The 23281-nt window shown below is 62.5% G+C and carries 21 protein-coding genes; 14 read left to right on the top strand and 7 right to left on the bottom strand.

Annotated features, from left to right (window positions below):
• Positions 1-170: 170 nt before the first annotated feature.
• Complete coding sequence (mnmC, locus tag PQQ52_RS30855; protein ID WP_408220129.1) at positions 171-2138, bottom strand: bifunctional tRNA (5-methylaminomethyl-2-thiouridine)(34)-methyltransferase MnmC2/FAD-dependent 5-carboxymethylaminomethyl-2-thiouridine(34) oxidoreductase MnmC1; 1968 nt, start codon at positions 2136-2138, stop codon at positions 171-173.
• Between the two features lie 416 nt (positions 2139-2554).
• Here mnmC and PQQ52_RS30850 point away from each other — a divergent pair, with 416 nt between their 5' ends.
• The gene (locus tag PQQ52_RS30850) at positions 2555-2833 is read left to right on the top strand and encodes an HU family DNA-binding protein (protein ID WP_006050811.1); all 279 of its coding nucleotides are present in this window, start codon (positions 2555-2557) and stop codon (positions 2831-2833) included.
• Positions 2834-2958: 125 nt separating this feature from the next.
• Here PQQ52_RS30850 and PQQ52_RS30845 read toward each other — a convergent pair whose 3' ends face one another.
• The 3 genes from PQQ52_RS30845 to PQQ52_RS30835 form a co-directional block, all read right to left on the bottom strand.
• On the bottom strand, positions 2959-4266 hold the full coding sequence (locus PQQ52_RS30845) for a GTP-binding protein (RefSeq protein WP_408220127.1): 1308 nt from the start codon (positions 4264-4266) through the stop codon (positions 2959-2961).
• A 256-nt stretch (positions 4267-4522) separates the two neighbouring features.
• On the bottom strand, positions 4523-4969 hold the full coding sequence (locus tag PQQ52_RS30840) for a lytic transglycosylase domain-containing protein (protein WP_408220125.1): 447 nt from the start codon (positions 4967-4969) through the stop codon (positions 4523-4525).
• A 346-nt stretch (positions 4970-5315) separates the two neighbouring features.
• Positions 5316-5492 carry a hypothetical protein gene (locus PQQ52_RS30835; RefSeq protein ID WP_408220123.1) on the bottom strand — a complete coding sequence of 59 codons (177 nt, stop codon included), beginning with the start codon at positions 5490-5492 and terminating at the stop codon, positions 5316-5318.
• Here PQQ52_RS30835 and gspD point away from each other — a divergent pair.
• From gspD to gspF, 3 genes are read left to right on the top strand one after another with little or no spacing between them, the layout of a single operon-like run.
• The gene (gene gspD / locus PQQ52_RS30830) at positions 5486-7873 is read left to right on the top strand and encodes a type II secretion system secretin GspD (RefSeq protein WP_408220120.1); all 2388 of its coding nucleotides are present in this window, start codon (positions 5486-5488) and stop codon (positions 7871-7873) included. The genes PQQ52_RS30835 and gspD overlap by 7 nt on opposite strands.
• On the top strand, positions 7870-9450 hold the full coding sequence (gspE, locus tag PQQ52_RS30825) for a type II secretion system ATPase GspE (protein WP_408220117.1): 1581 nt from the start codon (positions 7870-7872) through the stop codon (positions 9448-9450). Before gspD ends, gspE begins: the two co-directional genes overlap by 4 nt.
• A gap of 4 nt (positions 9451-9454) precedes the next feature.
• The gene (gene gspF / locus PQQ52_RS30820; protein ID WP_408220114.1) at positions 9455-10672 is read left to right on the top strand and encodes a type II secretion system inner membrane protein GspF; all 1218 of its coding nucleotides are present in this window, start codon (positions 9455-9457) and stop codon (positions 10670-10672) included.
• A 40-nt stretch (positions 10673-10712) separates the two neighbouring features.
• On the opposite strand, the gene PQQ52_RS30815 is transcribed toward gspF, so the two are convergent.
• Entirely contained in the window at positions 10713-11126 is a 414-nt protein-coding gene (locus PQQ52_RS30815; protein WP_408220111.1) for a type II secretion system protein N, read from the bottom strand.
• A 235-nt stretch (positions 11127-11361) separates the two neighbouring features.
• Between PQQ52_RS30815 and gspG the strand changes: the two genes are divergently transcribed.
• The 8 genes from gspG to PQQ52_RS30775 all read left to right on the top strand — a co-directional run bounded on the left by gspG (position 11362) and on the right by PQQ52_RS30775 (position 18485).
• Positions 11362-11826, top strand: a complete 465-nt coding sequence (gene gspG, locus PQQ52_RS30810; RefSeq protein ID WP_408220108.1) for a type II secretion system major pseudopilin GspG — start codon at positions 11362-11364, stop codon at positions 11824-11826.
• Positions 11827-12030: 204 nt separating this feature from the next.
• Positions 12031-12561, top strand: a complete 531-nt coding sequence (locus PQQ52_RS30805) for a GspH/FimT family pseudopilin (protein WP_408220216.1) — start codon at positions 12031-12033, stop codon at positions 12559-12561.
• A gap of 1 nt (position 12562) precedes the next feature.
• Positions 12563-12967 carry a type II secretion system minor pseudopilin GspI gene (gene gspI / locus PQQ52_RS30800; RefSeq protein ID WP_408220105.1) on the top strand — a complete coding sequence of 135 codons (405 nt, stop codon included), beginning with the start codon at positions 12563-12565 and terminating at the stop codon, positions 12965-12967.
• Positions 12945-13622, top strand: coding sequence for a PulJ/GspJ family protein (locus tag PQQ52_RS30795; RefSeq protein ID WP_408220103.1), 678 nt, complete (start codon positions 12945-12947; stop codon positions 13620-13622). The genes gspI and PQQ52_RS30795 overlap by 23 nt, the downstream gene beginning before the upstream one ends.
• Before the next feature lie 752 nt (positions 13623-14374).
• Positions 14375-15733 carry a type II secretion system minor pseudopilin GspK gene (gene gspK, locus PQQ52_RS30790; RefSeq protein ID WP_408220100.1) on the top strand — a complete coding sequence of 453 codons (1359 nt, stop codon included), beginning with the start codon at positions 14375-14377 and terminating at the stop codon, positions 15731-15733.
• A 28-nt stretch (positions 15734-15761) separates the two neighbouring features.
• The gene (gene gspL, locus PQQ52_RS30785; protein WP_408220098.1) at positions 15762-17183 is read left to right on the top strand and encodes a type II secretion system protein GspL; all 1422 of its coding nucleotides are present in this window, start codon (positions 15762-15764) and stop codon (positions 17181-17183) included.
• Positions 17180-17683 carry a type II secretion system protein M gene (locus PQQ52_RS30780; protein ID WP_408220096.1) on the top strand — a complete coding sequence of 168 codons (504 nt, stop codon included), beginning with the start codon at positions 17180-17182 and terminating at the stop codon, positions 17681-17683. The genes gspL and PQQ52_RS30780 overlap by 4 nt, the downstream gene beginning before the upstream one ends.
• Positions 17684-17705: 22 nt before the next feature.
• Positions 17706-18485, top strand: a complete 780-nt coding sequence (locus tag PQQ52_RS30775) for a type II secretion system protein N (protein WP_408220093.1) — start codon at positions 17706-17708, stop codon at positions 18483-18485.
• Positions 18486-18511: 26 nt separating this feature from the next.
• On the opposite strand, the gene PQQ52_RS30770 is transcribed toward PQQ52_RS30775, so the two are convergent.
• On the bottom strand, positions 18512-20077 hold the full coding sequence (locus PQQ52_RS30770) for an efflux transporter outer membrane subunit (protein ID WP_408220090.1): 1566 nt from the start codon (positions 20075-20077) through the stop codon (positions 18512-18514).
• Between the two features lie 246 nt (positions 20078-20323).
• Positions 20324-20686: a hypothetical protein gene (locus tag PQQ52_RS30765; protein WP_408220214.1), complete on the bottom strand. Its 363-nt coding sequence runs from the start codon at positions 20684-20686 to the stop codon at positions 20324-20326.
• A gap of 251 nt (positions 20687-20937) precedes the next feature.
• Here PQQ52_RS30765 and PQQ52_RS30760 point away from each other — a divergent pair, with 251 nt between their 5' ends.
• The gene (locus PQQ52_RS30760; protein ID WP_408220088.1) at positions 20938-21480 is read left to right on the top strand and encodes a MarR family winged helix-turn-helix transcriptional regulator; all 543 of its coding nucleotides are present in this window, start codon (positions 20938-20940) and stop codon (positions 21478-21480) included.
• A gap of 134 nt (positions 21481-21614) precedes the next feature.
• On the top strand, positions 21615-23177 hold the full coding sequence (locus tag PQQ52_RS30755; protein WP_408220085.1) for a DHA2 family efflux MFS transporter permease subunit: 1563 nt from the start codon (positions 21615-21617) through the stop codon (positions 23175-23177).
• Positions 23178-23281 lie beyond the last annotated feature (104 nt).

Genomic DNA, 23281 nt, shown 5'->3' with positions numbered 1-23281 from the left:
GTGTGCTGCAGTGACGGGTATACAAGGGTAACTTTTCGCGATTCTCGACCCCAGCCAAGTTACCCCGTTTACGTCCACAACGGTTCCACATGAGTTGCGCGGGTAAACGGCGCGGTTATCCACATGTTTCGGTGGATAACTTTTTTGTCGTCAATGTTCAGCGCGCGCAGTTAACGCACCGTGCCCTGGCGCAACGCGCGTAAGAGGAAGCGAGCAGGATCGATGTCTTCGGCCAACTCCCGTTCGATCGGCCATGGCTCGCCTTCGATCTGCGAGGCGATCAACTCGGCGCCTAACGCCGCCCAGACCAGACCGCGAGAGCCGTAAGCGAATGCGCTGTACAAGCCGTCGACGCGCGGCAAATCGAGCGGCCATGCGCCACGCAGACGCTCGGCGTCGCGCGTCGAGGCGGCTTCATCGGCGACGTTGCCGATCATCGGCATGCGGTCGCTCGTGACGCAGCGAAACGCAACGCGTCCCGCGAGTGCTGCCGCCTGTGACGGATCGACGATGCCGTCAAAGGCCGGCAGCATCTGTGCGACGCGCTCGAGGTTCTCCAGATGCCCATCCGGTCGCAGTGAGGTGTCGGGGTCGTCGAGCTCATAGGTAGCGCCAGTGAGGGTGACGCCGTCGGCTAGTGGGACTGCGTAGCCTTCGCCGATCACTGGCATTCCGAGCGAAGGTACGGCGCCCGGTGGCAGCAAGGTCAACTGGCCGCGGATGCTGCGGGTCGGCGCGTGCCGCAAGCCGGCGATGCGCGCGGCGTCGTGTGCGCTTGCGACAATGACCACCGGCGCACGCGCGACGGCCTGCCCTTCTGCATCGAAGACGGTCCATTGATTGCCGGACCGCTCGAGGCGCGCCACGTCCACGCCGAAGCGGCGTTCGAGCAGATCGCCTGCCGCTGCGCACTGTGCGGCGCAAAGGGATGCCGGGTCGATCCAGCCACCATGAGGAAAGAGCCAACCGCTTCGTGCGAGCGGTATGCCAGCAAGTTTTTGTGCTTCGCTGAGCGATACGGGCGTCACGTATTCAGACGGGTAGCCGAACGCCGCGATTGCCTGGCTCATCGAGCGTGCTTCTTCGTCGTCCGCGGCGATCTGCAACAGGCCGGGACCGCTGCGTAACACACGGTGGCCACGCCGTTCAAGCGCTGCCCAGCGCCTCAGTGTGTAGAGAAAGCCCGCACGCGTGACACGCGACGCGACGCTGTCGTCGCGCGAGATCATCGGATGGAACACGCCGGCCGGATTACCCGAGGCGTCCTGCGCCACCGCCGCGTGACGCTCCAGCGAGGTGACGCGCCAGCCCCGTGCAGCCAGGCGCTCGATCACGGCGCAACCGGCAAGCCCGGCGCCGATCACAATGGCGTGCCGCTCGTCGACCTCGAGCGGCGCTGGCGGCTCGTAGCGCCGCACGCGCCAGCGCGGCGCGAAGTGGCCGACCAGCATCGCCCGTTTCCAGCCGAAGCCGTCGACCTTGCGGTACTCGAAACCACACTGCGTCAACGCGCGTTTGATGTCGCCGGCGCTGGTGTAGGTCGAGAATGTGGCGCCCTCGCCGGCCATCCGGGCGAGCGCCTTGAAGATCGCCGGTGTCCAGATTTCAGGGTTTTTGGCCGGCGCGAAGCCGTCCAGGTAGAACGCATCGGCACGCAGCCTCAAGTTCGGCAAGGTTTCCCCTGCGTCACCGAACACGAGTGTCAGGACGATCCGCCCGTCTTCGAACTCCAGCCGATGGGTGCCGGGCACGAGCATCGGCCATGCGCTAGCCAGCGTTTGCGCGAGCGCGGCAATTGCCGGATCGGAAATCGTCGCGGCATAGACGTTTTGCAAATCGGCTTGGGTAAAGGGATGTTTCTCGGTCGAGACGAAGTGCAGCCGCTCGCAGCGCGCCGGATCGTCACGCCAGGCAGACCAGGTCATCAGGAAGTTGATGCCCATGCCGAAGCCGGTTTCGAGCACGGTGAACACGCGACGGCCCTGCCATCGGTCCGGTAGCGCATTGCCGCGCAGGAAGACGTATTGGGCCTGCTCGAGACTGCCGACGGCACTGTGATAGATGTCGTCGTAGAGCGGCGAAAAAGGCGTGCCGTTGTCGCGAAACGCGAGGACGGCGGGGATCAACGGATCGGTCATGCGCGGCGGAAAATGACGCTCGAAAGAGCGGGTCAGACGTTACCGCCAGCGCGCGCAGCTCGCCGGGCGGCGAAAAAGACGCGCTGCGACGTTGGCAAAAACCAACGCTAAGCCCCGTCCATACTGGGTTTGAGCCTCCAAAAGAGGCCCGGGAAGCAAAAAACGAAGGGTTTCCCCTCGATATCGGCTCCGGAACCGCTTAATTTCTTCGAAACCCTTATCCTGATTGGGTTTGCGCTGCGCTATCATAGCAAGCGCCGCGAAGGGAGCGGCAGCACGGCCGACGGGTAGTCAAATCGCCCGGCGCTATTGTCCGGAGGGGATCCGGCCCGCAGCTGCTCGACGGCGTGGCCCGCGCACGTATAATCGGCGCGTTCGCGCTGTTCGTGTCAACCTAAACTCAGAAAGGAACCTTAATGAACAAACAGGAACTGATCGACGCCGTCGCAGGACAGACCGGCGCCAGCAAGGCTCAAACCGGTGAGACGCTGGACACGTTGCTTGAAGTGATCAAGAAGTCTGTGTCGAAGGGTGACGCGGTCCAGTTGATCGGCTTCGGCAGCTTCGGTTCGGGCAAGCGCGCAGCACGTACGGGTCGTAACCCCAAGACCGGCGAGACTATCAAGATCCCGGCCGCCAAGACCGTCAAGTTCACGGCTGGTAAGGCATTCAAGGATGCAGTCAACAAGCGCTAAGCAGATTACTGCCTGGCAGTTGACACCCGCCAATGGCGGGTTTTTTTTCGCCTGCGATTTTGTGTTTTGGCCGCAACCGTAACGGGCGTCGCGGCCAAACAATCTGCGCCAGGCGCAAGGGCGGACTAATCGTGGCGATGCACGATTTCGCCATGACCATGGCCGTCGTGATCATGATCGTCTTCGTCGAAGTCCCATGCCGGGAACGGATCGACGAATTGTTGCCACGCTTGCGGTCCCGCTTCGTATTCCTCGTCGGTCACGAGGCACGCGTCGAACTTCGCCCTCCAGGCAGCCGGGTCGATGCCGACGCCGATCATCACCAGTTCCTGGCGACGGTCGCCGATGCTCAGGTCGTCGGGATCGCCGTACCAGTCGGCGGCAATTTCGGCGGCCAGCTCGTCATCGCCATCCGGCCATTCGCTGCGATCCTGGGCGGCCCACCACATGCCCGCCGGACCATGCCGGCAAGCGCCACCCGCCTGCGACAGCGAACCGGCGATGTCGTTACGTGTTGCGAGCCAGAAGAAGCCCTTGCTGCGCAAGACACCCTTCCACTCCTCATGCAGCAGCGCCCACAGGCGCTCCGGGTGAAACGGCCGCCGCGCGCGGTAAATGAAATTGCCGATGCCGAACTCGTCAGCTTCACCGTGATGAGCATGGCCGTGTTCATGGCCATGATCATGCTCATTTTCGTGATTGAGCGACGCCAGCCAACCCGGTGCGCTCGATGCCTCGTCGAAATCGAAGCGCCCGGTGTTGAGCACTTCGGCAAGCGGCACTTCGCCGAAACGGCTCACCACCTGCACGGCGCGCGGATTGATGCGGGCAAGGATGCGCTGCAAACGCGTGAGTTCGTCCGCGCTCACCAGATCGGCTTTGTTCACCACCAGTACGTCGCAGAATTCAATCTGCTCGATCAGCAATTCGACCAGCGTCCGGTCGTCCTCGTCGGTCGCGGCGATGCCCCGTTCGGAGAGCGCGTCGGCTGAACCGTAGTCGCGCAGGAAGTTGAAGGCATCCACCACCGTCACCATCGTGTCGAGCTGGGCGACGTCGGACAGCGACACGCCGTCGTCGTCGACGAAGGTGAAGGTTTCGGCAATCGGCATCGGCTCGGCCACGCCGGTGGACTCGATCAGGATTGCATCGAAGCGCTTTTCGCCGGCAAGCCGCTTGATCTCGACCAGCAAATCGTCGCGCAACGTGCAGCAGATGCAGCCGTTCGACAGCTCGACGAGCTGTTCTTCGACATGCGAAAGCGCGGCGGCATCGCGCACGAGCGTTGCATCGATATTGATGGCGGCCAGATCGTTGACGATCACGGCGACGCGCAAACCGGCGCGATTCGCGAGGATATGGTTCAGGAGCGTGGTCTTGCCGGCGCCCAGAAAACCGGAGAGCACGGTGACTGGCAATAGCGGCTGGTTCATCGCAGTACGGAAAGACAAGAGGATTGGAAGGCGTGCCGGGCTTGGGCTTGCATGACTCCGGGACCCGGAAGATGGCCGAACAGCGACGGCAGCACGAAGCCGCATTGTGCATCAAACGGGGAGGGGCCGCGTGACGGGCCGGATCAGAAAGCCTGAGCAGTCACGCTGACAAGTGCCGGCTGGAAAGCCGCACCGGCATGAGCGCGGGCAAAACCGCCTGACAACGAATCTACGAAAGTACCCACGAAGATGCCGCTCAGTGGGCAGCGGGCATCAAGTTCCACTTGCGCAGGATCGCGGCGATCTGCTGTGCATATTTATCGCGCAGTGCCGGCGTCTCGGAGTGATACGCGCCGACCGCCTGCCAGGTATTGCCGTATTTGTTCATCTGACGGCGCAGATGCCATGCCGCGATATAGACGTTCTTGCAAGGCTCCATCAGCGTGCCTTGCGAGATGCCGTACTGCGCGAGCGTGGGCAGATGAACCGAGTTGATCTGCATCACGCCGTAGTCGGTCGAGCCGTTGGCGTTCTTATGCAGCGCGTCCGGCCGATTGTGTGATTCTTGCCATGCAATTGCCCGCAGAATCAAGGGGTTGACCTTCTGATACCCCGCAGCCGCGTCAAAGCAATCGGCGCGCGCGGACCCTGCTGCGATCAGCATGGCAAGTCCTGCGGCGACAGTGACGAAGGTTCGTTTCATCAGTCAAGATGACTAAACAAATCGCAAGGGTAAGGTTTGGTAAGGCAATGCATCGGCCATACTTCAGCCGCTGGAAGCCGCTGAGGCTCACTGGCTGGGCCTTCGTCGGACATCGGGGAAAACCCGCGTCGGCAAGTCGCAACCAGTACCTCGAACGGCTCGTATCATACCGGCAGACTTAGACGCGTCAAGTTGGCTAACCGACATAATCGAGCGTAAAACGAAGGGCTTCTGCGGTTTGGCGCACGGAAGCTCATTTGCTTTCAATTGCTTGACGGTTCGTGGCGGTCTTTAGAGTAATCGCACGGTGCCGTTTGTTTTGTGACAAATCCGACATGAAAAACTGTTACTGTTCATTTTTTTCGGACATTGGATGTCCGGCATCCAGGGCGCTGATCGCCTGTGAGGCCGGCTGGCAGACCGACAGGGCGGCGGCCTGCTCAAATGTTCGCACTGCATGACCGTCGACGGCTACGGCCGTTGGCATCGATCCCACATTCCATGAGAAGAAATCGTATGGCATTGCGTCGCGTCGCAACGGCGCTGCTGGTGGCTGGATTGATCACCGCGCAGACAGCACAGGCACAGGTGACACTCAACTTCGTGAACGCCGATATCGACCAGGTGGCCAAGGCGATTGGCGCGGCAACTGGCAAAACGATCATCGTCGACCCGCGCGTGAAGGGGCAGCTGAACCTCGTTTCGGAAAACGCGGTACCCGAAGACCAGGCGCTCAAGACCTTGCAATCCGCTTTGCGGATGCAGGGCTTCGCGCTGGTTCAGGACCACGGCGTCCTGAAGGTCGTGCCCGAGGCCGACGCCAAGCTGCAAGGTGTGCCGACCTACGTCGGCAATGCACCGGTTGCGCGAGGCGATCAGGTGGTCACGCAGGTATTCGTGCTGAAGAACGAATCGGCCAACAACCTGTTACCGGTCCTGCGTCCGCTGATCTCGCCGAACAATACCGTGGCGGCCTACCCGGCCAACAACACGATTGTCGTGACCGATTACGCTGACAACGTGCGGCGTATCGCGCAGATCATCGCGGGTGTCGATACGGCCGCGGGCCAGTCGGTGTCGGTGGTGCAGTTGAAGAACGCCAACGCGATCGACATCGCCACGCAGTTGACCAAGATGCTTGACCCCGGCGCGATCGGCAGCACCGACGCTACGCTGAAGGTGTCGATCACGGCTGACTCGCGCACCAACTCCCTGCTGATCCGCGCGTCGAACGGCGCACGTCTCGCGGCGGCGAAGCAGCTGGCGAAGGAACTGGATACGCCGACCACCATGCCTGGCAACATGCACGTCGTGGCGCTGCGCAACGCGGACGCGACGAAGCTCGCGAAGACCTTGCGCGGGATGCTCGGCAAGGGCGGCGACAGCGGCTCGTCAGGCGGTTCGAACGAAGCGAATTCGTTCAACCAGAACGGCGGTGGCGGGTTGGGCGGCAATTCGACAGGCACGTCAGGCACACCGCCGCTGCCGTCGGGCGGACTCAACGGTAGCTCGGGGGCGTCGCCGTTGGGCGGTAGCGGGGGTGGCTACGGCCAGAACGGCGGTGCCGGTTCCAGCGGCCTGCTAGGCGGCGACAAGGACAAGAACGACGACAATCAGCCAGGCGGCATGATCCAGGCGGACTCGGCAAGCAACTCGCTGATCATCACGGCGTCCGAGCCGGTGTACCGCAACCTGCGGGCGGTGATCGACCAGCTCGACGCGCGGCGCGCGCAGGTCTATATCGAGGCGCTGATCGTCGAACTGAACTCGAACACGAATGCCAATCTCGGCATTCAGTGGCAGGTTGCGAACAATTCGCTGTTTGCCGGCACCAACCTGTCGACTGGCAACAGCAACAGCATCATTAACCTGACGGCCGCCGCCGCCGCGGGCGCGGCCACCGGCGGTCTCGCCGGGGCGCTCGGAAGCGCGAGCGGGGGGCTCCAGCAAGGGCTCAACGTCGGTTGGGTGCACAACATTTTCGGTGTGCAGGGACTCGGCGCGCTGTTACAGGCGCTGTCGCAAACCGCCGACGCAAACGTGCTGTCGACGCCTAACCTCATTACGCTCGACAACGAGGAAGCCAAGATTGTCGTCGGTACGAATGTGCCGATCCAGACGGGTTCATATTCGAATCTCACGAGCAGTACGGCGACCTCGGCATTCAATACCTACGACCGTGTCGACGTCGGTCTGACGTTGCACGTCAAGCCGCAGATCACCGACGGCGGGATTCTCAAGCTGCAGCTTTACACGGAAGACTCGGCGATCGTGAACGGCACGACCAACGCGACAACCAACCCGGCCGGCCCCGAGTTCACCAAGCGTTCGATCCAGTCGACGGTGCTGGCCGATAACGGCGAGATCATCGTTCTGGGTGGCCTGATGCAGGACAACTATCAGGTCAGTAACAGCAAGGTGCCGTTGCTGGGCGATATTCCGTGGATCGGCCAGCTGTTCCGCTCGGAACAGAAGACCCGCAACAAGACCAACCTGATGGTGTTCCTGCGTCCCGTGATCATCACCGACCGCGCTACCGCGCAGGCCGTGACCTCGAACCGCTACGATTACATCCAGGGCGTACAGGGTGCGTACAAGTCGGACAACAACCTGATCAAGGACAACGACGATCCGGTGGTTCCGCCAATGCCGATCGGCCCGAGCCAGGGCGGCTCGCCCGCGATGAACCTGTTCGATCTCGACAGGATGCGTCGTCAGCAGCTGGCGCCGCCGCCAGTTTCTGCTCCGGCGCCGGTCACGAATGGCGGGGCTGTGACGACGAATCCGGTCATGAATAATGGTGGAACCGTGCAGCAGACGTACCCCGCCACGAATGGCGCCGCTGTGCAGACGAACCCGGGAACGGTGACGCCTTCCACCGCGTCGCCCGGAGTGCAGCCGTGAGCACGCCGTCCACGCCGCCGTCAGCTTCCGCGTCGCCGGCAGCGGCGCGAGCCGGTGCATCGACGCAAGCAGCGGCACAAGCCTCGGCAATGCCGCCCGCGGTCGTGGCGGAGCATGCCGAACGCATTGCGCCGTCAGGCGTCGCCGCGCGCCTCGTGCCCTACGGCTTTGCCCGCAGCGGCCAGATTCTGGTCGCGCATCAACACGCCGACAGCCTCGAAATCTGGATCAGCGAGCGCACCAGTGATGCAGCGCTTGCCGAAGTCGCGCGTAACTTTGGCGCGGTGTCCATTGTGCGTTTGCCGGCTGACGAACTCGCCCAGGCGATCAACCAGGCCTACGCGCGCCAGGACGGCAGCGCGGCGCAGGTGGTCGGCGAAGTGGAAGGCGAAGTCGATCTGTCGCGTTTGATGCAGGACATTCCCGAGGTCGAGGATCTGCTCGAGTCGGAGGACGACGCGCCGATCATCCGCATGATCAACGCGCTGCTCACGCAAGCCGCACGCGAACAGGCTTCGGATATTCACATCGAGCCGTTCGAGACTTCGTCCGTGGTGCGCTTCCGCGTCGACGGCACGTTGCGCGATGTCGTGCGGCCGAAGAAAGCGTTGCACGGCGCGCTGATCTCGCGGATCAAGATCATGGCGCAGCTCGATATTGCCGAGAAGCGTCTGCCGCAGGACGGCCGTATCACGCTGCGCGTCGGCGGACGCCCGGTCGATGTGCGCGTCTCGACGCTGCCTACCGGTCACGGCGAACGCGCGGTGCTGCGTCTGCTGGAAAAGGACGCGTCGCGCCTGAATCTCGAAGCCCTCGGCATGGCGCCCGATACGCTCGTCAAATTCGACAAGCTGATCGGCAAGCCGCACGGCATCGTACTGGTGACCGGCCCAACCGGCTCGGGGAAGACGACCACGCTGTATGCATCGATGTCGCGGCTTGAGACCGCGACCACCAACATCATGACGGTCGAAGACCCGATCGAATACGACCTGTCCGGCATCGGCCAGACGCAGGTCAACGAGCGGATCGGCATGACCTTCGCGCGGGCGCTGCGTTCGATTCTGCGGCAGGACCCGGACGTCATCATGATTGGTGAAATCCGCGACCTGGAAACCGCGCAGATCGCGGTGCAGGCATCGCTGACAGGTCACCTTGTGCTGGCCACGTTGCACACGAACGACGCGGCATCCGCCGTGACGCGTTTGACTGACATGGGCGTTGAGCCGTATCTGCTGGCGTCGTCGCTGCTTGGCGTGCTGGCGCAGCGGCTGGTGCGGCGTTTGTGTTCGGTGTGCCGCGAAGAACGCGTCGAAGAGGATGGCAGCGTGCGCTGGCATCCGGTCGGCTGCGACAAGTGCGGCCAGTCCGGCTACGCAGGCCGGCGCGGCGTGTACGAATTGCTTCTGATCGACGACGAAATCCGCACGCTGGTTCACCGCAATGCAGCGGACGCCGAGATTCTCATCGCCGGCCGCGCACAAGGCATGCGTACGCTGCGCGAAGACGCGGACCGCTGGCTCGCATCCGGGCTGACGTCGCTCGAAGAAGTGATCCGCGTAACGGGCGGAGCGTAAGCGCATGCCGGCATTTCGTTTTGAAGCGATCGATGCGGCGGGCAAAGCACAAAAAGGTGTGCTCGACGCGGACAGCGCGCGCGGCGCGCGGACCAATCTGCGTTCGCAGGGGCTGACGCCACTCGTCGTCGAACCGGCTGCGACGCGCACGCGCGGCGAGCGCAATCAGCGCTTGTCGATGGGACGGCGTTTGTCGCAGCGCGAGCAGGCCATTCTCACGCGTCAACTGGCCAGTCTGCTGATCGCCGGTTTGCCGCTCGACGAAGCGCTCTCGGTGCTGACCGAGCAATCGGAGCGGGATTACATCCGCGAACTGATGGCATCGATTCGCGCCGAAGTGCTCGGGGGCCATTCGCTCGCGAATGCGCTGACACAGCATCCGAAAGACTTCCCCGAGATCTATCGGGCGCTGGTCGCCGCCGGCGAACATACCGGCAAACTCGGTCTCGTGCTCTCGCGTCTGGCCGACTATATCGAGCAACGCAACGCACTCAAGCAGAAGATCGTGCTCGCGTTCACGTACCCGGCGATCGTGACCCTCATCGCGTTCGGCATCGTCACGTTTCTGTTGAGCTACGTGGTGCCGCAAGTGGTGAACGTGTTCGCCAGCACCAAACAGCAACTGCCGATTCTCACCATCATGATGATGGCGCTATCCGGTTTCGTGCGGCACTGGTGGTGGGCAATGCTGATCGGCGTGGTCGTACTGATGTATCTGGTGCGCTCGATCCTGAAGCAGCCCGGCCCGCGCCTCGCCTTCGACCGGTGGTTGTTGACCGCGCCGCTGCTCGGCAAACTCGTGCGCGGCTACAACACGGTGCGCTTTGCCAGCACGCTAGGCATTCTGACGGCCGCGGGCGTGCCGATTCTGCGCGCGCTGCAAGCCGCCGCCGAAACGCTTAGCAACAACGCCATGCGCGAGAACATTGACGATGCGATCGTGCGGGTGCGCGAAGGCACGTCCCTGTCGCGCGCGCTCGGCAATACGAAGACTTTCCCGCCGGTGCTGGTTCACCTGATCCGGTCGGGCGAGGCGACCGGCGATGTGACGACCATGCTCGACCGCGCGGCCGACGGCGAAGCACGCGAGCTGGAGCGTCGCACGATGTTCCTGACGAGCCTGCTCGAGCCGTTGCTGATTCTGGCGATGGGGGGCGTGGTGCTCGTGATCGTGTTGGCGGTGATGCTACCGATCATCGAGTTGAACAACCTGGTGCAGTAAGAGCAGTTGCAGCCAGGCGAAACGCCTGATTGCAACTGACTCAGCGCACGTAGATCGTAGGACCTGCTGGATTAGCCGGCAGGAATACTTCGGAATGCGCGCCATTGCGGTCGATGATGATCGAGCGGGGGCGGACTTCGGAGAGTTTGGCGCCTTGCATGAGCGTGCTGCCGAGCGACACCGCATGCGGCGGTTCGCCACCGACGCTGACGATGGCCGCGGCGCCTTCACGCAAAGCGAGGATGCCGAACAGATGCACGTCCTGGTTGGCGCTGCGAGTGAGCTGGCCGCCGAACAGCGTGGCGGCCTGGTCGGTCGAGACCTGTGCATGCGCGGCGGCTGCCGGCAACGGCGCGCCCGATGTCGTGGAGATCGTGATGACCCAGTAGGTCAGCGTCGCGCAAAACACGGCGAACAGCGCGAGCGACAGAAGGCGGATTTGGATGGCGTTCATGTGCATATTGTACGGACTATTGTGAAAATTGCGTTGGGGGAAACTGCACTAACCAGGCGCTTCGCGCCAGACCCCCGAGGGGTCGCGAGAAACTTGGGGCGGCCCTGCGTTTTCTCGCAACCCTTCAACACCATGACATTAAAATGACCGGCCGGGCGTGTTCAATGGCACCCTGATTGTCTGACACGCGAATCCCGCCCGATCGAAAATTTCACCTGAGAAGAGGTAGCAAGCTATGCAACTGTCGACCACTCGCCGTACTGAAATCGCGGGTCCGCGCAGCCGTCGTCAACGCGGTTTCACGCTGATTGAAATCATGGTCGTGATCGCGATTCTGGGCATTCTGGCCGCATTGATCGTGCCGAAAATTATGAGCCGTCCGGACGAAGCGCGGCGCGTGGCTGCCAAGCAGGACATCGGCACCGTGATGCAGGCGCTGAAACTCTATCGTCTCGACAACGGCCGTTATCCGACTCAGGAGCAAGGCCTGCGCGCGCTGGTCGAAAAGCCGAGCACGGACCCGGTTCCGAACAACTGGAAGGACGGCGGCTACCTCGAACGTCTGCCGAACGATCCGTGGGGCAATAGCTATCAGTATCTGAACCCGGGCGTGCACGGCGAAATCGATGTATTCAGCTATGGCGCGGACGGTAAAGCCGGCGGCGAAGGCAACGACGCCGACATAGGTTCGTGGCAGTAGTCCGGTAGTCCGGTAGTCCAGTAGCTCAGCAAGCGCCGTTGATTTTCAGGCGCGCCGGATCGCCCTGCTCTTCTGGCGATCCACCGCGCGTCTTATCGACTCATTGTTTTTCTGATCTTTAGTTGATCGTTTGTGGCCGGCACTATGCGACTGTCCGCTTGCAAGTCCCGTGTGGACACTCCGTGTACGGCGTCGCTGCCGGGCATGGCGTGCGCCGGCGCGCGCGTGCATGAGCCGCGTGGTTCATGTGGCTCACGTGGCTTACGCGGCGCAGGTGGCCCGAAGCGCGCGGCGGGTTTCACGCTGCTCGAAATGATGGTGGTGCTACTGATCGCGGGCATTCTGGTATCGCTGACCGCGCTGACGATGACCCGCAACCCGCGCACCGATCTGAACGAAGAAGCGCAGCGCCTCGCGCTGCTGTTCGAGTCGGCCGGCGACGAGGCGCAAGTGCGTGCACGACCAATCGCCTGGCAACCGCTCGACGGCGGCTTCCGCTTCGATCAGCGTACCGAAGACGGCTGGCGTCCGCTGCGTGACGATCTGCTTGGACCGCGCAACTGGGAAGGTGGCGTGACCGGCGTAACGATCAATTACCCGGGGTCGGATTCGCACCCGAGCCGCATCGTGTTCGGCACCGAAGCGATCGACGTGCCGGTACAGATCACGCTGTTTTCGGCGGTGGGGCGCGCGACGATCGTCGGCACCGGCAATGGCCGCTATGAGGTGCACTGAGATGCGTCGTTGCAGGGACAGGGGCGCGCGCGTAGCGCAGCGCGGTTTTACGATGATCGAAGTGCTGGTGGCGCTGGCGATTATCGCGATTGCATTGGCGGCGTCGTTGCGCGCGGTGGGGAGTCTTGCGAATGGCGAGGCCGATTTGCATCGTCGTCTGCTTGCAGGATGGAGCGCGGACAATACGCTGGCGCAATTGCATTTGACGCATGGCTGGCCGAACGTCGGCTCGACGAGTTTCGACTGTTCGCAGGGCAATTTGCAGTTGATGTGTACCGAGCATGTGACGGCGACGCCGAACCCGGTGTTTCGTCGAGTGGAAGTGATGGTGACGATGCCTGGGCGTTCCGGCAATCTTGCCCAGATGGTGACGGTGGTCGCGAATGAAAACAACCGTTCGCTCTAAGCGCCGTAGCCGATCGGGCGCGCGTGGTTTCACGCTGATCGAGTTGCTGGTCGCGATCGCGATCATGGCGGTGATTGCCGTGTTGTCGTGGCGCGGGCTCGATCAGATCATTCGTGGCCGCCAGACGATTACGAGCGCGATGGAAGACGAGCGCGTCTTTGCGCAGCTATTCGACCAGATGCGGATCGATGCACGGCAGGCGGCGTCGGATGATGAATCCGGTCAGGCGGCGGTGTCGGTTTCTGGCAGCGTGCTGCAGATTGTGCGGGAGACGTTATTGCCGGGGACCGCGCCGCGTTTGCAGGTCGTGAGGTATCGCGTGTCCGAGGGGCGCGTGGTTCGGTATGCGTCGCCGCCGTTGGGGAATGTGGGTGAGTTGCGGCGCGCGTTGCGCGGTGGCGAGGGAGATGGCTGGACGGCGGTGCCTTTGATGGGTGGGGTCGGTGCTATTTCTGCCCGTCTTTATGTGCCGAAGGTTGGCTGGACCACGCAGATGAAGGATGTGCAGAGTGCTATCACGGAGAACGATAATAATTTGAAGGTGCCCCAATTGGGGAATGCGCCGCTGCCGCGGTCGGTGACTGGGCTGGAAGTGAGTGTTGGGGCTAAGTCGTTGGCGCGGCCTGTTACGCGGGTTTTTCTCGTCGGAGAATGAATATGAAGTTCTCTTTTTTGTCTCCGCGACGCTTTGGGGTTTTGGTGTCTTTGTTGTCTCCGCGACGCTCTGGGTTTGGGCGCGTGCGGCCGTGCCGTTTCTTCGATTCTTTGCCTGCTCGGCGTGTTTGTCTTTGTCTGCGCTCTTATGGCGTTGGCCTTTCCTTGTTTTCTTATCGGTCTATTCGCGTCGCCCCTGTGCGGGGCAGGCACCTACTTTTCTTTGCAGCCGCAAAGAAAAGTAGGCAAAAGAAAGCGGCTCAAACCGCTAATGCTAAGCGGGCCCCCCGCACAGCTAACGGTAGTGGCACATCTGGAATCGGTGCCCCTGCACACTCCGTGCGTGTGACAAGGCCATCATCCGTTCCGGCGGCGCTGCGCGCGCCGAGCGGTACATCACGAAAAACACGGGGTGCTTCTGAAGCCTGTGCACCGAGCACCGCCTTTGGCATTTCCGACACTCACGCCTCGATGGGCACTGCGTTTGGTGTTTTTGGCACTTGTGTCCCGGTGGCTATCGCCTTTGCACGCGGGGAGGCACGGCTACTCCCATCAGCGCCTCCGCTCACATCCGATCGCTCCGACGTGGCAGGCCATTCGGCTGTACGCACTTGGCCTCACGCACAAGCATCTGCAGAAAAAGTGGATAGGCGCCCCGCCGAGGCGAAGCCGACGGCCCCCACCCACCTCAAGCGAAGCCACTGGTTTTCCAGGCAAGCCCTTCCGGCGAGCGCGCAGCGCGAGGCGGGAAGTATGACTGCCTTGTCACTACGGGTTGAGGGTATGGGGGCACAGATTCCAAATGCACCACTGTCCCCTCCAAGCCAGGGGACCCGCTTCAGAATTAGCGGTTTGAGCTGCTTTCTTTTGCCTACTTTTCTTTGCAGCAGGCAAAGAAAAGTAGGTGCCCCCCCGCACAGGGGGAAAGCTAATAAACCAATAACAAAACAAGGAAAGGCCAACGCCATAGGCACACAGCCAGGAAAGCGGCCGCAGGCAAACCGAGGAAAGGCCAACGCCGCAGGCGCACAGCTAAGAAAGCAGCCGCAGGCAAAACAACAAGGCGTAGCAATCATCAGCGCCCTACTAGTAGTCGCGCTATCAGCGATATTAGTATCGGGCATGCTCTGGCGCCAGCAAGTCCAAATCCGCAGGATAGAAAACCAGCGCCTCCTATCCCAGGCCCAATGGGTCGCCCGAGGCGCACTCGACTGGACGCGCCTGATCCTCCGCTCGGAGGGCGACACCTCAGCAGGCATCACCTATCTGGGTGGTCTTTGGGGCGTCCCCATCGCCAAAACACGCCTGTCGGATTTCCTTGGGCAAATAGGTGAAGTCAGAGCCGAGCAAGGTCAGGCAACCTACCTCTCAGGTTCAATCGAAGACGCCCAGGCGAAATTCAACCTCCGCAATCTGGTCTCGAGCCCAGCGCCTGGCGTCATGCAACTGAACACGGAACAGATAGGCGCCTACCAGCGTTTGCTCGTGTCCCTCGGCGTGAACAGCCAACTGGCAAAAAACACCGCCGTGCAGGTCCGCGCGAGCCTCGCCCAATCGGCGACACGCTTCCAGACCGTCACGTCCACCACCGGAACAACAGCGACGCCGACTCCGCAGGGCGGCGCTACCGGTGGCAGCTTCACCGACAAACCCGGTATGGAAGACGGCGACGACAACGCGGCGCTCGCACCGCTGCAAATGATCAGCGTCGATTCGCTGCTCGACATCCCTGGCTATACGCCGGAAATGGTCGCGCGTTTGCGGCCGTTCGTCACCGTGCTGCCGACGGTATCGGCAGTCAACATGAATACGGCCTCCGCCGAAGTCATCGCGGCGATCGTGCCGGGAATGAATCTGTCGTCCGCACAAGCCTTCGTCGCGCGCCGGCAGACGGTGTTTTTCCATAACGTGAGCGATGTGCAACTCGCCTTGACCGGCGCTGGCGTACAGCAGATCGGGATCGATCCGAGCGAAATGGACGTCAACACGAATTACTTTCTGATCCACGGCCGTGTGCAGCACGAACGCGCGGAAGTGGACCGCACGACCCTCGTCTATCGTGACGCATTGACTCACACTACGCGTATCGTGCGGGTACAAGACCAACTATGAATAACGCCTTTCCCAGAGAGAGTGGCCTTTGAGCACGCTGATCGTTCTATTGCCGCCGCGTGATCCGGCGGTGCCATCGCAGGAATGGCAACTGCCGGACCTGCCGTTCGTGCTGCTCGACAAGTCGGGCCGCACCCAACGCGCGGGCCGCTCGGCGCTCGCGCTGCTGCCGCGCGCTTCGTCGACGGTGCTGATGGTCGCCGCCCGCGACCTGCTGATGATGCCCGCGAAGCTGCCGCCGTTGCGCGGCCCACGGCTGCGTCAGGCGTTGCCGAATATCGTCGAGGATCAGCTGATCCAGGACCCGCAAACCTGCCACATCGCTGTCGACCCGCAGCCGGTCGCGGGCGGCCGGCAATTGCTCGCGATCATCGACCGGGGCTGGTTCCGCTTCATCTGCGAGGGCTTTGCCGCAGCCGGCCACCGCAGCGTGCGCGCCGTGCCGGTCACGCGCTGCCTGCCGCAAGCAGTCGCGCTCGATGCCCCCGCCGAAGTCGCGGAAACGGTCAATGCGGGCGAGCCGGTCATGGCGGGCTCGGCTAGCGTGGCGACGTCGCTGCCGGGCGTGGCGCCGGTGGTGGCGCCCGGCGTCGCGTCGGCGGTGCCGATGGTGGCGGCCGTGCTCGGCGCCGTTGTCCAGACCGCGCCCGCGTTGCTGCTCGAAAGCGCGATTGAAAGCGCGGTGGTCAGCGGTGCGCCGCGCGTCGAACTGGCTATTGCACGCGGCGTGCAAGGCGAAGGACTGGCGGTGCCGGCTAATGCCGTGAACGCGACGCTCGCGGCGCTGGCCGGCGTAGCGCCAGTTTCGCTGTACATGCTGACCGAGGTGCCTGGCAACGAACCGAGTCTCGCTGCAACCGGCCCCGCAAGGCTCGCTGCCCATATCCATGGGGCGAGCCCACTGCCGTTCGAGCAACTCGCGCGGCGCGCGCTGGAGTGCCGCTTCGATCTGTGTCAGTTCGAGTTCGCTTCGCAGCCGTGGCGGCTCGACCGTGCGACGCTGCGGCGTCTGCGCCTGCCGGTCATGCTGGCGATTGGCGCGCTGGTGATCGCGATCATCGGTGCGAATGTGCAGTGGCTGATGCTCGCGCGCCAGCGCGACGCGATCAACACGCAGATGACCGAGCTGTTCCTCAATACCTTCCCCAAGACGACGGTCGTGCTCGATGCGCCCGATCAGATGTCGCGCCAATTGCAGCAGTTGCGGGTGGCGGCGGGTGAGCTGTCGCCGGACGACTTTCTGTCGCTTGCCGATGGTCTCGCGCGTTCGCTGGCGCCGGTACCGGTCAACGGCATCGCCGCGCTCGACTATCACGACCGGCGGCTCGATGTGACCTTCAAGCCCGAGGTGAAACTCGATACCGATTTCGCCAAGCGCCTCGCGCGCAACGGGTTGACCGGCGCGATCGATAGCAACACCGGCAAGTGGACCATCAGGAACGGACAATGAAAGCTGAACTCGCCCAAAGCTGGGCTGGATTCTGGGACCAGCGCACCGAGCGCGAAAAAACGCTGCTGGCATGGGGCGGTGGCGCGCTGGCCGTGGTAATCGCTTGGTCGGTGCTGTGGGCGCCGGCGCAGGATGGCCGCGCGCATCTGCGTGAATCGCTGCCCACCTTGCAGCGTCAGCTGGCGCAGATGACTGCGCAGTCGAATGAAGCGCGCCAGCTCTCCGCAGCGGCTCAAGGTGTCGCGCCAACCGGCGTTGCGCTGAAGGATGCGCTCACTGCCTCGCTCAGCGATCACGGTCTTGCTGCGACCCAGGTGCAGGTGATCGGCAACGCGGTGCAGATCCAGATGAAGAACGCGTCGTTCCCCGCGTGGACGAGCTGGGTCGACGATGCGCGCAAGCAGTTCAAGGTCCAGGTCGCCGAGGCGCACGTGACCGCGCTCAAGGAAGACGGTCAGGTGGATCTGACGGCGTCGTTACAGCCGTCTACCGCGAAATGACCGCGCCGCTACAGGATCTCGCATGAATTACTGGATGCGGCGCCTGCGCGTCGCGCTACCTTGGCTGGCGGTCGCGATACTGGCGAGCGCAGCCGTGATGCTCACCTTGTTGCCGGCCGCCTGGGTCACACCGCAGTTCGCCAAACAGACCCGTGGCCACATCAATCTCGTCGACCCGGCCGGCTCGTTGTGGCACGGCTCAGCCACACTGATGCTCGCCGCCGGTTCCGACATGAGCGCAGCGACCCTGCTGCCAGGGCGGATCGAATGGCGCACCGCGTTCTGGCCGCTTTTCACTGGCCGGGTGCGCATGATCATGCGGCACAGCGAAGCGATGCCCGACCCGATCACCGTCGACGTCACCCCGCGCAGCGCCATCGTCACGCCGGGTGCGATGGCGGTGCCGGCTTCGTTGCTGAGCGGTCTCGGCGCACCTTTCAATACGCTCGATCTGCAAGGCGACGTGCGTCTGGCATGGTCCGATTGGCGCAGCTTCAATCAGGAAGCGTTCGGCCAACTGACTGTGACCCTGAACGATGTCAGTTCGCGCGTCTCGCTGGTTAAGCCGCTGGGTTCATACCGGCTGCTGTTCCAGGCGCAGGGCGCGTCGTCCACGCTGGATCTGACGACCATCAAGGGGCCGCTGATGCTGACCGGTAATGGCAGCGTGTCGCCGGCCTCGACGTCGTTTCATGGGACCGCCGGCGCCGCCCCAGAAGCGCGCGACAACCTGGCGGGACTGCTGAATCTGTTGGGACGGCCAAGTGGGCCAGATACGGTCGCGTTGACGTTCGTGCACTAAGGCGTGGGTTAGCGCGAGTGTCACGCCTAGTTGCTCTGCGCCGGTTGCGACGCGGCTCCGTTTTGTGCTACAGGCATTGACGCCGCCGGCAGCGGCGCGGGCGCCGCCACATCGCCCGTTTCGCGATTCATTTGCGCGGTATCCCAGCCACCGCCGAGCGCCTTCACCAGACCCACTGACGACACCATCCGCTGTCCGGCGATGCTCTGCAGTTTCTGCTCCGCCGTGAAGGCGGTGGTTTGCGCGGTCAGCACGTTGATGTAGCCGACCGTACCCGCCTTGTACTCGTTCGTGACAATGGCCAGCGCCTGTTTGGCCGAATCCACCGCTTGTCGCTGCACGACGATTTCCTGTTCGAGGATGCGCTGCGAGGCAAGATTGTCCTCGACGTCCTGGAACGCCGTCAGAATCGTTTGGCGGTATGTCGCGACGTCCTGATCGTAGGCAGCGCGAGCGGCTTCGGTCTTTGCCTGGCGCAAGCCGGCGTCGAAGATGGTCGCGGCAAGTTGCGGGCCGAGCGTCCAGAAGCGCGACGGCGCGGTCAGCAATTGCGAGAACACCGAATTTTCGAAGCCGCCGGTGGCCGACAGTGTCAACGACGGGAAGAACGCGGCGATTGCGACGCCGATCTGTTCATTCGCTGCCGCCGCCTTGCGCTCAGCCGATGCGATATCCGGGCGCCGCTCGAGCAGAGCCGACGGCATCTGCGCGGGCACGGTAGGCGGCGTGGCGGTGAGCGGCATCGGCGGAATCGAGAAAATCGAGGCCGGTTCGCCGACAAGGACGGCGATCGCGTGCTCGTCCTGCGCGCGTTGCACACCATTGTCGATCGCGGCCGCTTGTGCCGATTGCAACTGCGTTTGCGCCTGAATCACGTCGGAGCGCGCGGCGACGCCCGCTGCGTACTGGTTCTGCGTGAGCTGCAGCGAGCGCTGATAAGCCGCGAAGGTGTCGTCGAGCAGCTTCTGGGCGGAGTCGAGCGCGCGCAGCGAGAAATAGGTTTGAGCCAGCGTGGCCTGGGCGGACAAGCGGGCATTCGCCAGATCGGCGGCGGCACCTTGCTGGCCGGCTTTCTGCGCATTCACCGAGCGCGTGACCGAACCCCACAGATCCGGCTCCCAGCTTGCATCGAGTTGCACATTGAAGCTGTTGCTGACACCGGAGCGACTCGATGCGGTGGTGGAGTTGCCGCTGGACGACGAACCGTTGCCGGAGCGCGTGGCGCCTGCCGATGCACCGACCGTCGGGAAATACGCCGCGCGCGCTTCGCCGACCAGCGCGCGTGCTTGCCGGTAGGCGGCGGCAAATTGGGCGATGGTCTGGTTCGACGCGTTCAGCTTGTCTTCGAGAGCGTTGAGTTGCGGGTCTTCGTAAATGGTCCACCAGTCGCCGCGATCTTGCCGATCGGCCGGCTGGGCGACTTTCCAGCCGGGGGCGGCTTCCTTGTAGGAAGCGGGGATTTCAGCCCCGGGCGTTTTGTAGTCGGGGCCGACTGCACAGCCGGCCAGCAGGGTAGCGAGGGCCGCTGCTACCGCGATAGTCAGGACGCGGGGCGTAATCGTCCGCGCGCGCGAGATTCGATCAAACTGCATGCAATGGATTCCTTCTGGACGCCGCAGTGCGGCCGTTGGCGGCACTGCCGGCCAAGATCATGGCTCTGCCGGGATGTTAGCGTATGGAGCCGCGCGGGCGCGGAAAACTGAAAGGGTAATGCGGGGGGAGAAAGAGGTGTGTTACTTAGGGTGTCGGGATGGTTACATGCTATTACCGGCTGCGTTGCCCTTGGCGGCGGCAAAAACACCACGTGGGCAACGAAGGCCGGCTTTTGTCCGACAGGATTAAACCCGCGAATCCGATGAAGTAGTCTGCCGGGCCAGCTTTCCAGCCGCAGCCCGACACGGCGCACCTAAACGCGCCTGGCAAGCGCCCCCAGAGCTTGTCGCAGCACTCGTGGCTACAACGACATTCGCCGCCGCGACGGAGGACACTACCGATTCCTCTGGCGCGGCCTTAGCGCCCTTCTGACCCCGGCGATGCTCCAGCCACGCAAGCACCGCGACCCCCACAGATCCACCGGGCAGCACGAACAGCACGGCGAACAACGCCAGTTTCCACCAGCGATGCGGCCCTTGAAAGGTGCTTAGCGCGGAATCGGTCAGGGAGCGGCTCAAGCCGCCAAGGGTGTTTTTGAGGTACAGCATCGGGAAAATCCTTTCGCACGGCGCCAGCGCAGCGTGCAGACAATCGGTCAGAACATGGTCTCGGGTGGCGCGGATCGCGCGTAACTCGTTGCCTACAATAATATTGACTATGCAATTAAATTTCAAGATACTTTGCTTCGCGCGGCGTGGGGTGTTGTTTTTTGCGCCGTCCGCACTGCGTGAAACGAAATTTGACTTGTCTGCTTAGGCAGCTAAAATCTGTTCTGCTAGACGATGTTCCCGGATACACGATGACCGATGGGCCCTACAACGCGGACGAGATTCACCTCGAATCGAGTCTTGGCTATTACCTGACGAAAGCGCGAAACGTGCTGGTCGAGCGGATGGACCGCGCGGTCAAACCGTTAGGCCTGACCGCCCAGCAAATCGGCGTGATTCTGCTGTTGTCTGCGCAACGCGCGAGCACGCCGTTCGAGTTGTCGCGCGTCATGTCATACGACAGCGGATCGATGACGCGTTTGCTCGATCGCCTTGAAAAGAAAGGCTTTGTGGTGCGCTCGCGCAGTGACGCCGACCGCCGGATGGTCAAGCTGGAGCTGACGCCCCAGGGTCACGACGCCGCGCAGCAATTGCCCGCTCTGGGGGCCGCCGTGTTGAACGAGCAATTGCGCGGATTTTCCGCTGCGGATCACTCCGCCTTGCTTGACCTGCTCGGCCGTTTCATTGCGAACGGCATCGGTGAGGGAGCCAGCGCGTGTTGCGGCCTCGGAGCGTCGCAGGAATCGCTTGAAGACTCACCCGAAGAACCGTCGTCAGATCACGGCGGGCAGTAACCAGGAGGCGTTTTTTGCAAGCGCCATCGTTTGAAAATGTCTGTCTGGGCAGAGGGTGATGCAGCATGTAAGCGTGCCGTTCGGTGGACGCGATAAAGCTGCCGCGACAAGCTTTCCCAGTTGAGGAGAAACACATGGCTGCTACGGCTCCCGCCGAAGCCCTACCCGCCGCCGCTCTCACCCCGCTCAAAGGCGGGGCGCTGGCGCTGCTCACTGTTGGCCTCGCGCTCGGCACGTTCATGGAGGTACTCGACACGTCGATCGCGAACGTCGCTGTGCCGACCATTTCCGGCAGCCTTGGCGTGGCGACCAGCCAGGGTACATGGGTTATCTCATCGTATTCCGTGGCCTCGGCGATCGCGGTGCCGCTGACCGGCTGGCTCGCGCGGCGCGTCGGCGAAGTGCGGCTGTTCACGCTGTCCGTTCTGCTTTTCACGATCGCCTCGGCGTTGTGCGGCTTTGCGCACAACTTCGAGTCGCTGATCGGGTTCCGGCTCCTGCAAGGGCTCGTCTCCGGGCCGATGGTTCCGCTGTCGCAGACGATTCTCATGCGCTCATACCCACCGGAAAAGCGCGGACTCGCGCTTGGCCTCTGGGCGATGACCGTGATTTGCGCGCCGATTTTCGGGCCTGTGATGGGCGGCTACATTACTGACAACTACACATGGCCGTGGATCTTCTACATCAACGTGCCAATCGGGTTGTTCTCGGCGGTGTGCGCGTTCCTGCTGCTGCGCGGCCGCGAGACCAAGGTCACCAAACAGCGTATCGACGCGGTCGGACTGGCGTTGCTCGTGATCGGCGTGTCGTGCCTGCAGATGGTGCTCGATCTGGGCAAGGATCGCGACTGGTTCAACTCGACGTTCATCGTCACGCTGGCGATTATCGCGGTGGTGTCGATCGCGTTCCTGTTGGTGTGGGAGATGACGGACAAAGAACCCGTCGTCGATCTCTCGCTATTCAAGGATCGTAACTTCGCGCTCGGCGTGGTGATTATTTCGTTCGGGTTTATGGCGTTCTTTGGATCGGTGGTGATTTTCCCGCTCTGGTTGCAGACGGTGATGGGTTACACCGCTGGACTTGCCGGTTTAGCGACCGCGCCGGTCGGTATTCTTGCGTTGTTTTTGTCGCCGATGATCGGCAAGAACATGCACCGGCTGAACCTGCGCATGGTGGCGAGTTTTGCGTTCATCGTGTTTGCGTTCGTGTCGTTCTGGAATTCGACTTTTACGCTCGATGTGCCGTTCAATCATGTGATCTGGCCACGCTTGGTGCAAGGCATTGGCGTTGCTTGCTTCTTCGTGCCGATGACTACGATTACGCTGTCCAGCGTGTCTGATGATCGGCTCGCTAGTGCTTCTGGTTTGTCGAACTTTTTTCGGACTTTGTCCGGGGCAATTGGGACGGCTATCAGTACGACGTACTGGGAGAATGACACGATCTACCATCATGCGATGTTGACCGATTCGGTGAATGTTTATTCGGCTAATACGAATGCTTTTACCAGTGCGCTGGGGAGTCTTGGGCTTTCTGGTGACGGCGTCACCGCGCAGTTGAATCAGATTGTTACTGCGCAGGCTTATATGATGGCCACTAATGATTTCTTTCGGATTTCTTGTGCAGGGTTTCTTGTGCTTGCTGTGCTGGTTTGGGTGACTAAACCCAGGAAGGGGGTTGGGCCTTCTATGGGGCATTGAGGTTTTTTTTGCCTGTGCGGCGTTTGTTGTTTGTTGTTTGTGGTTTATGCCGCTGGCCTTTCCTTGGTCTGGCTTCTTTGGCCTCTCCTTGATTTCTTGTCGGT

It is taken from the genome of Paraburkholderia sediminicola (assembly GCF_046030555.1).
In the GTDB taxonomy this organism is placed as follows: Bacteria; Pseudomonadota; Gammaproteobacteria; order Burkholderiales; family Burkholderiaceae; genus Paraburkholderia; species Paraburkholderia sediminicola_E.
This window is presented reverse-complemented; position numbering and strand designations above follow the sequence as displayed.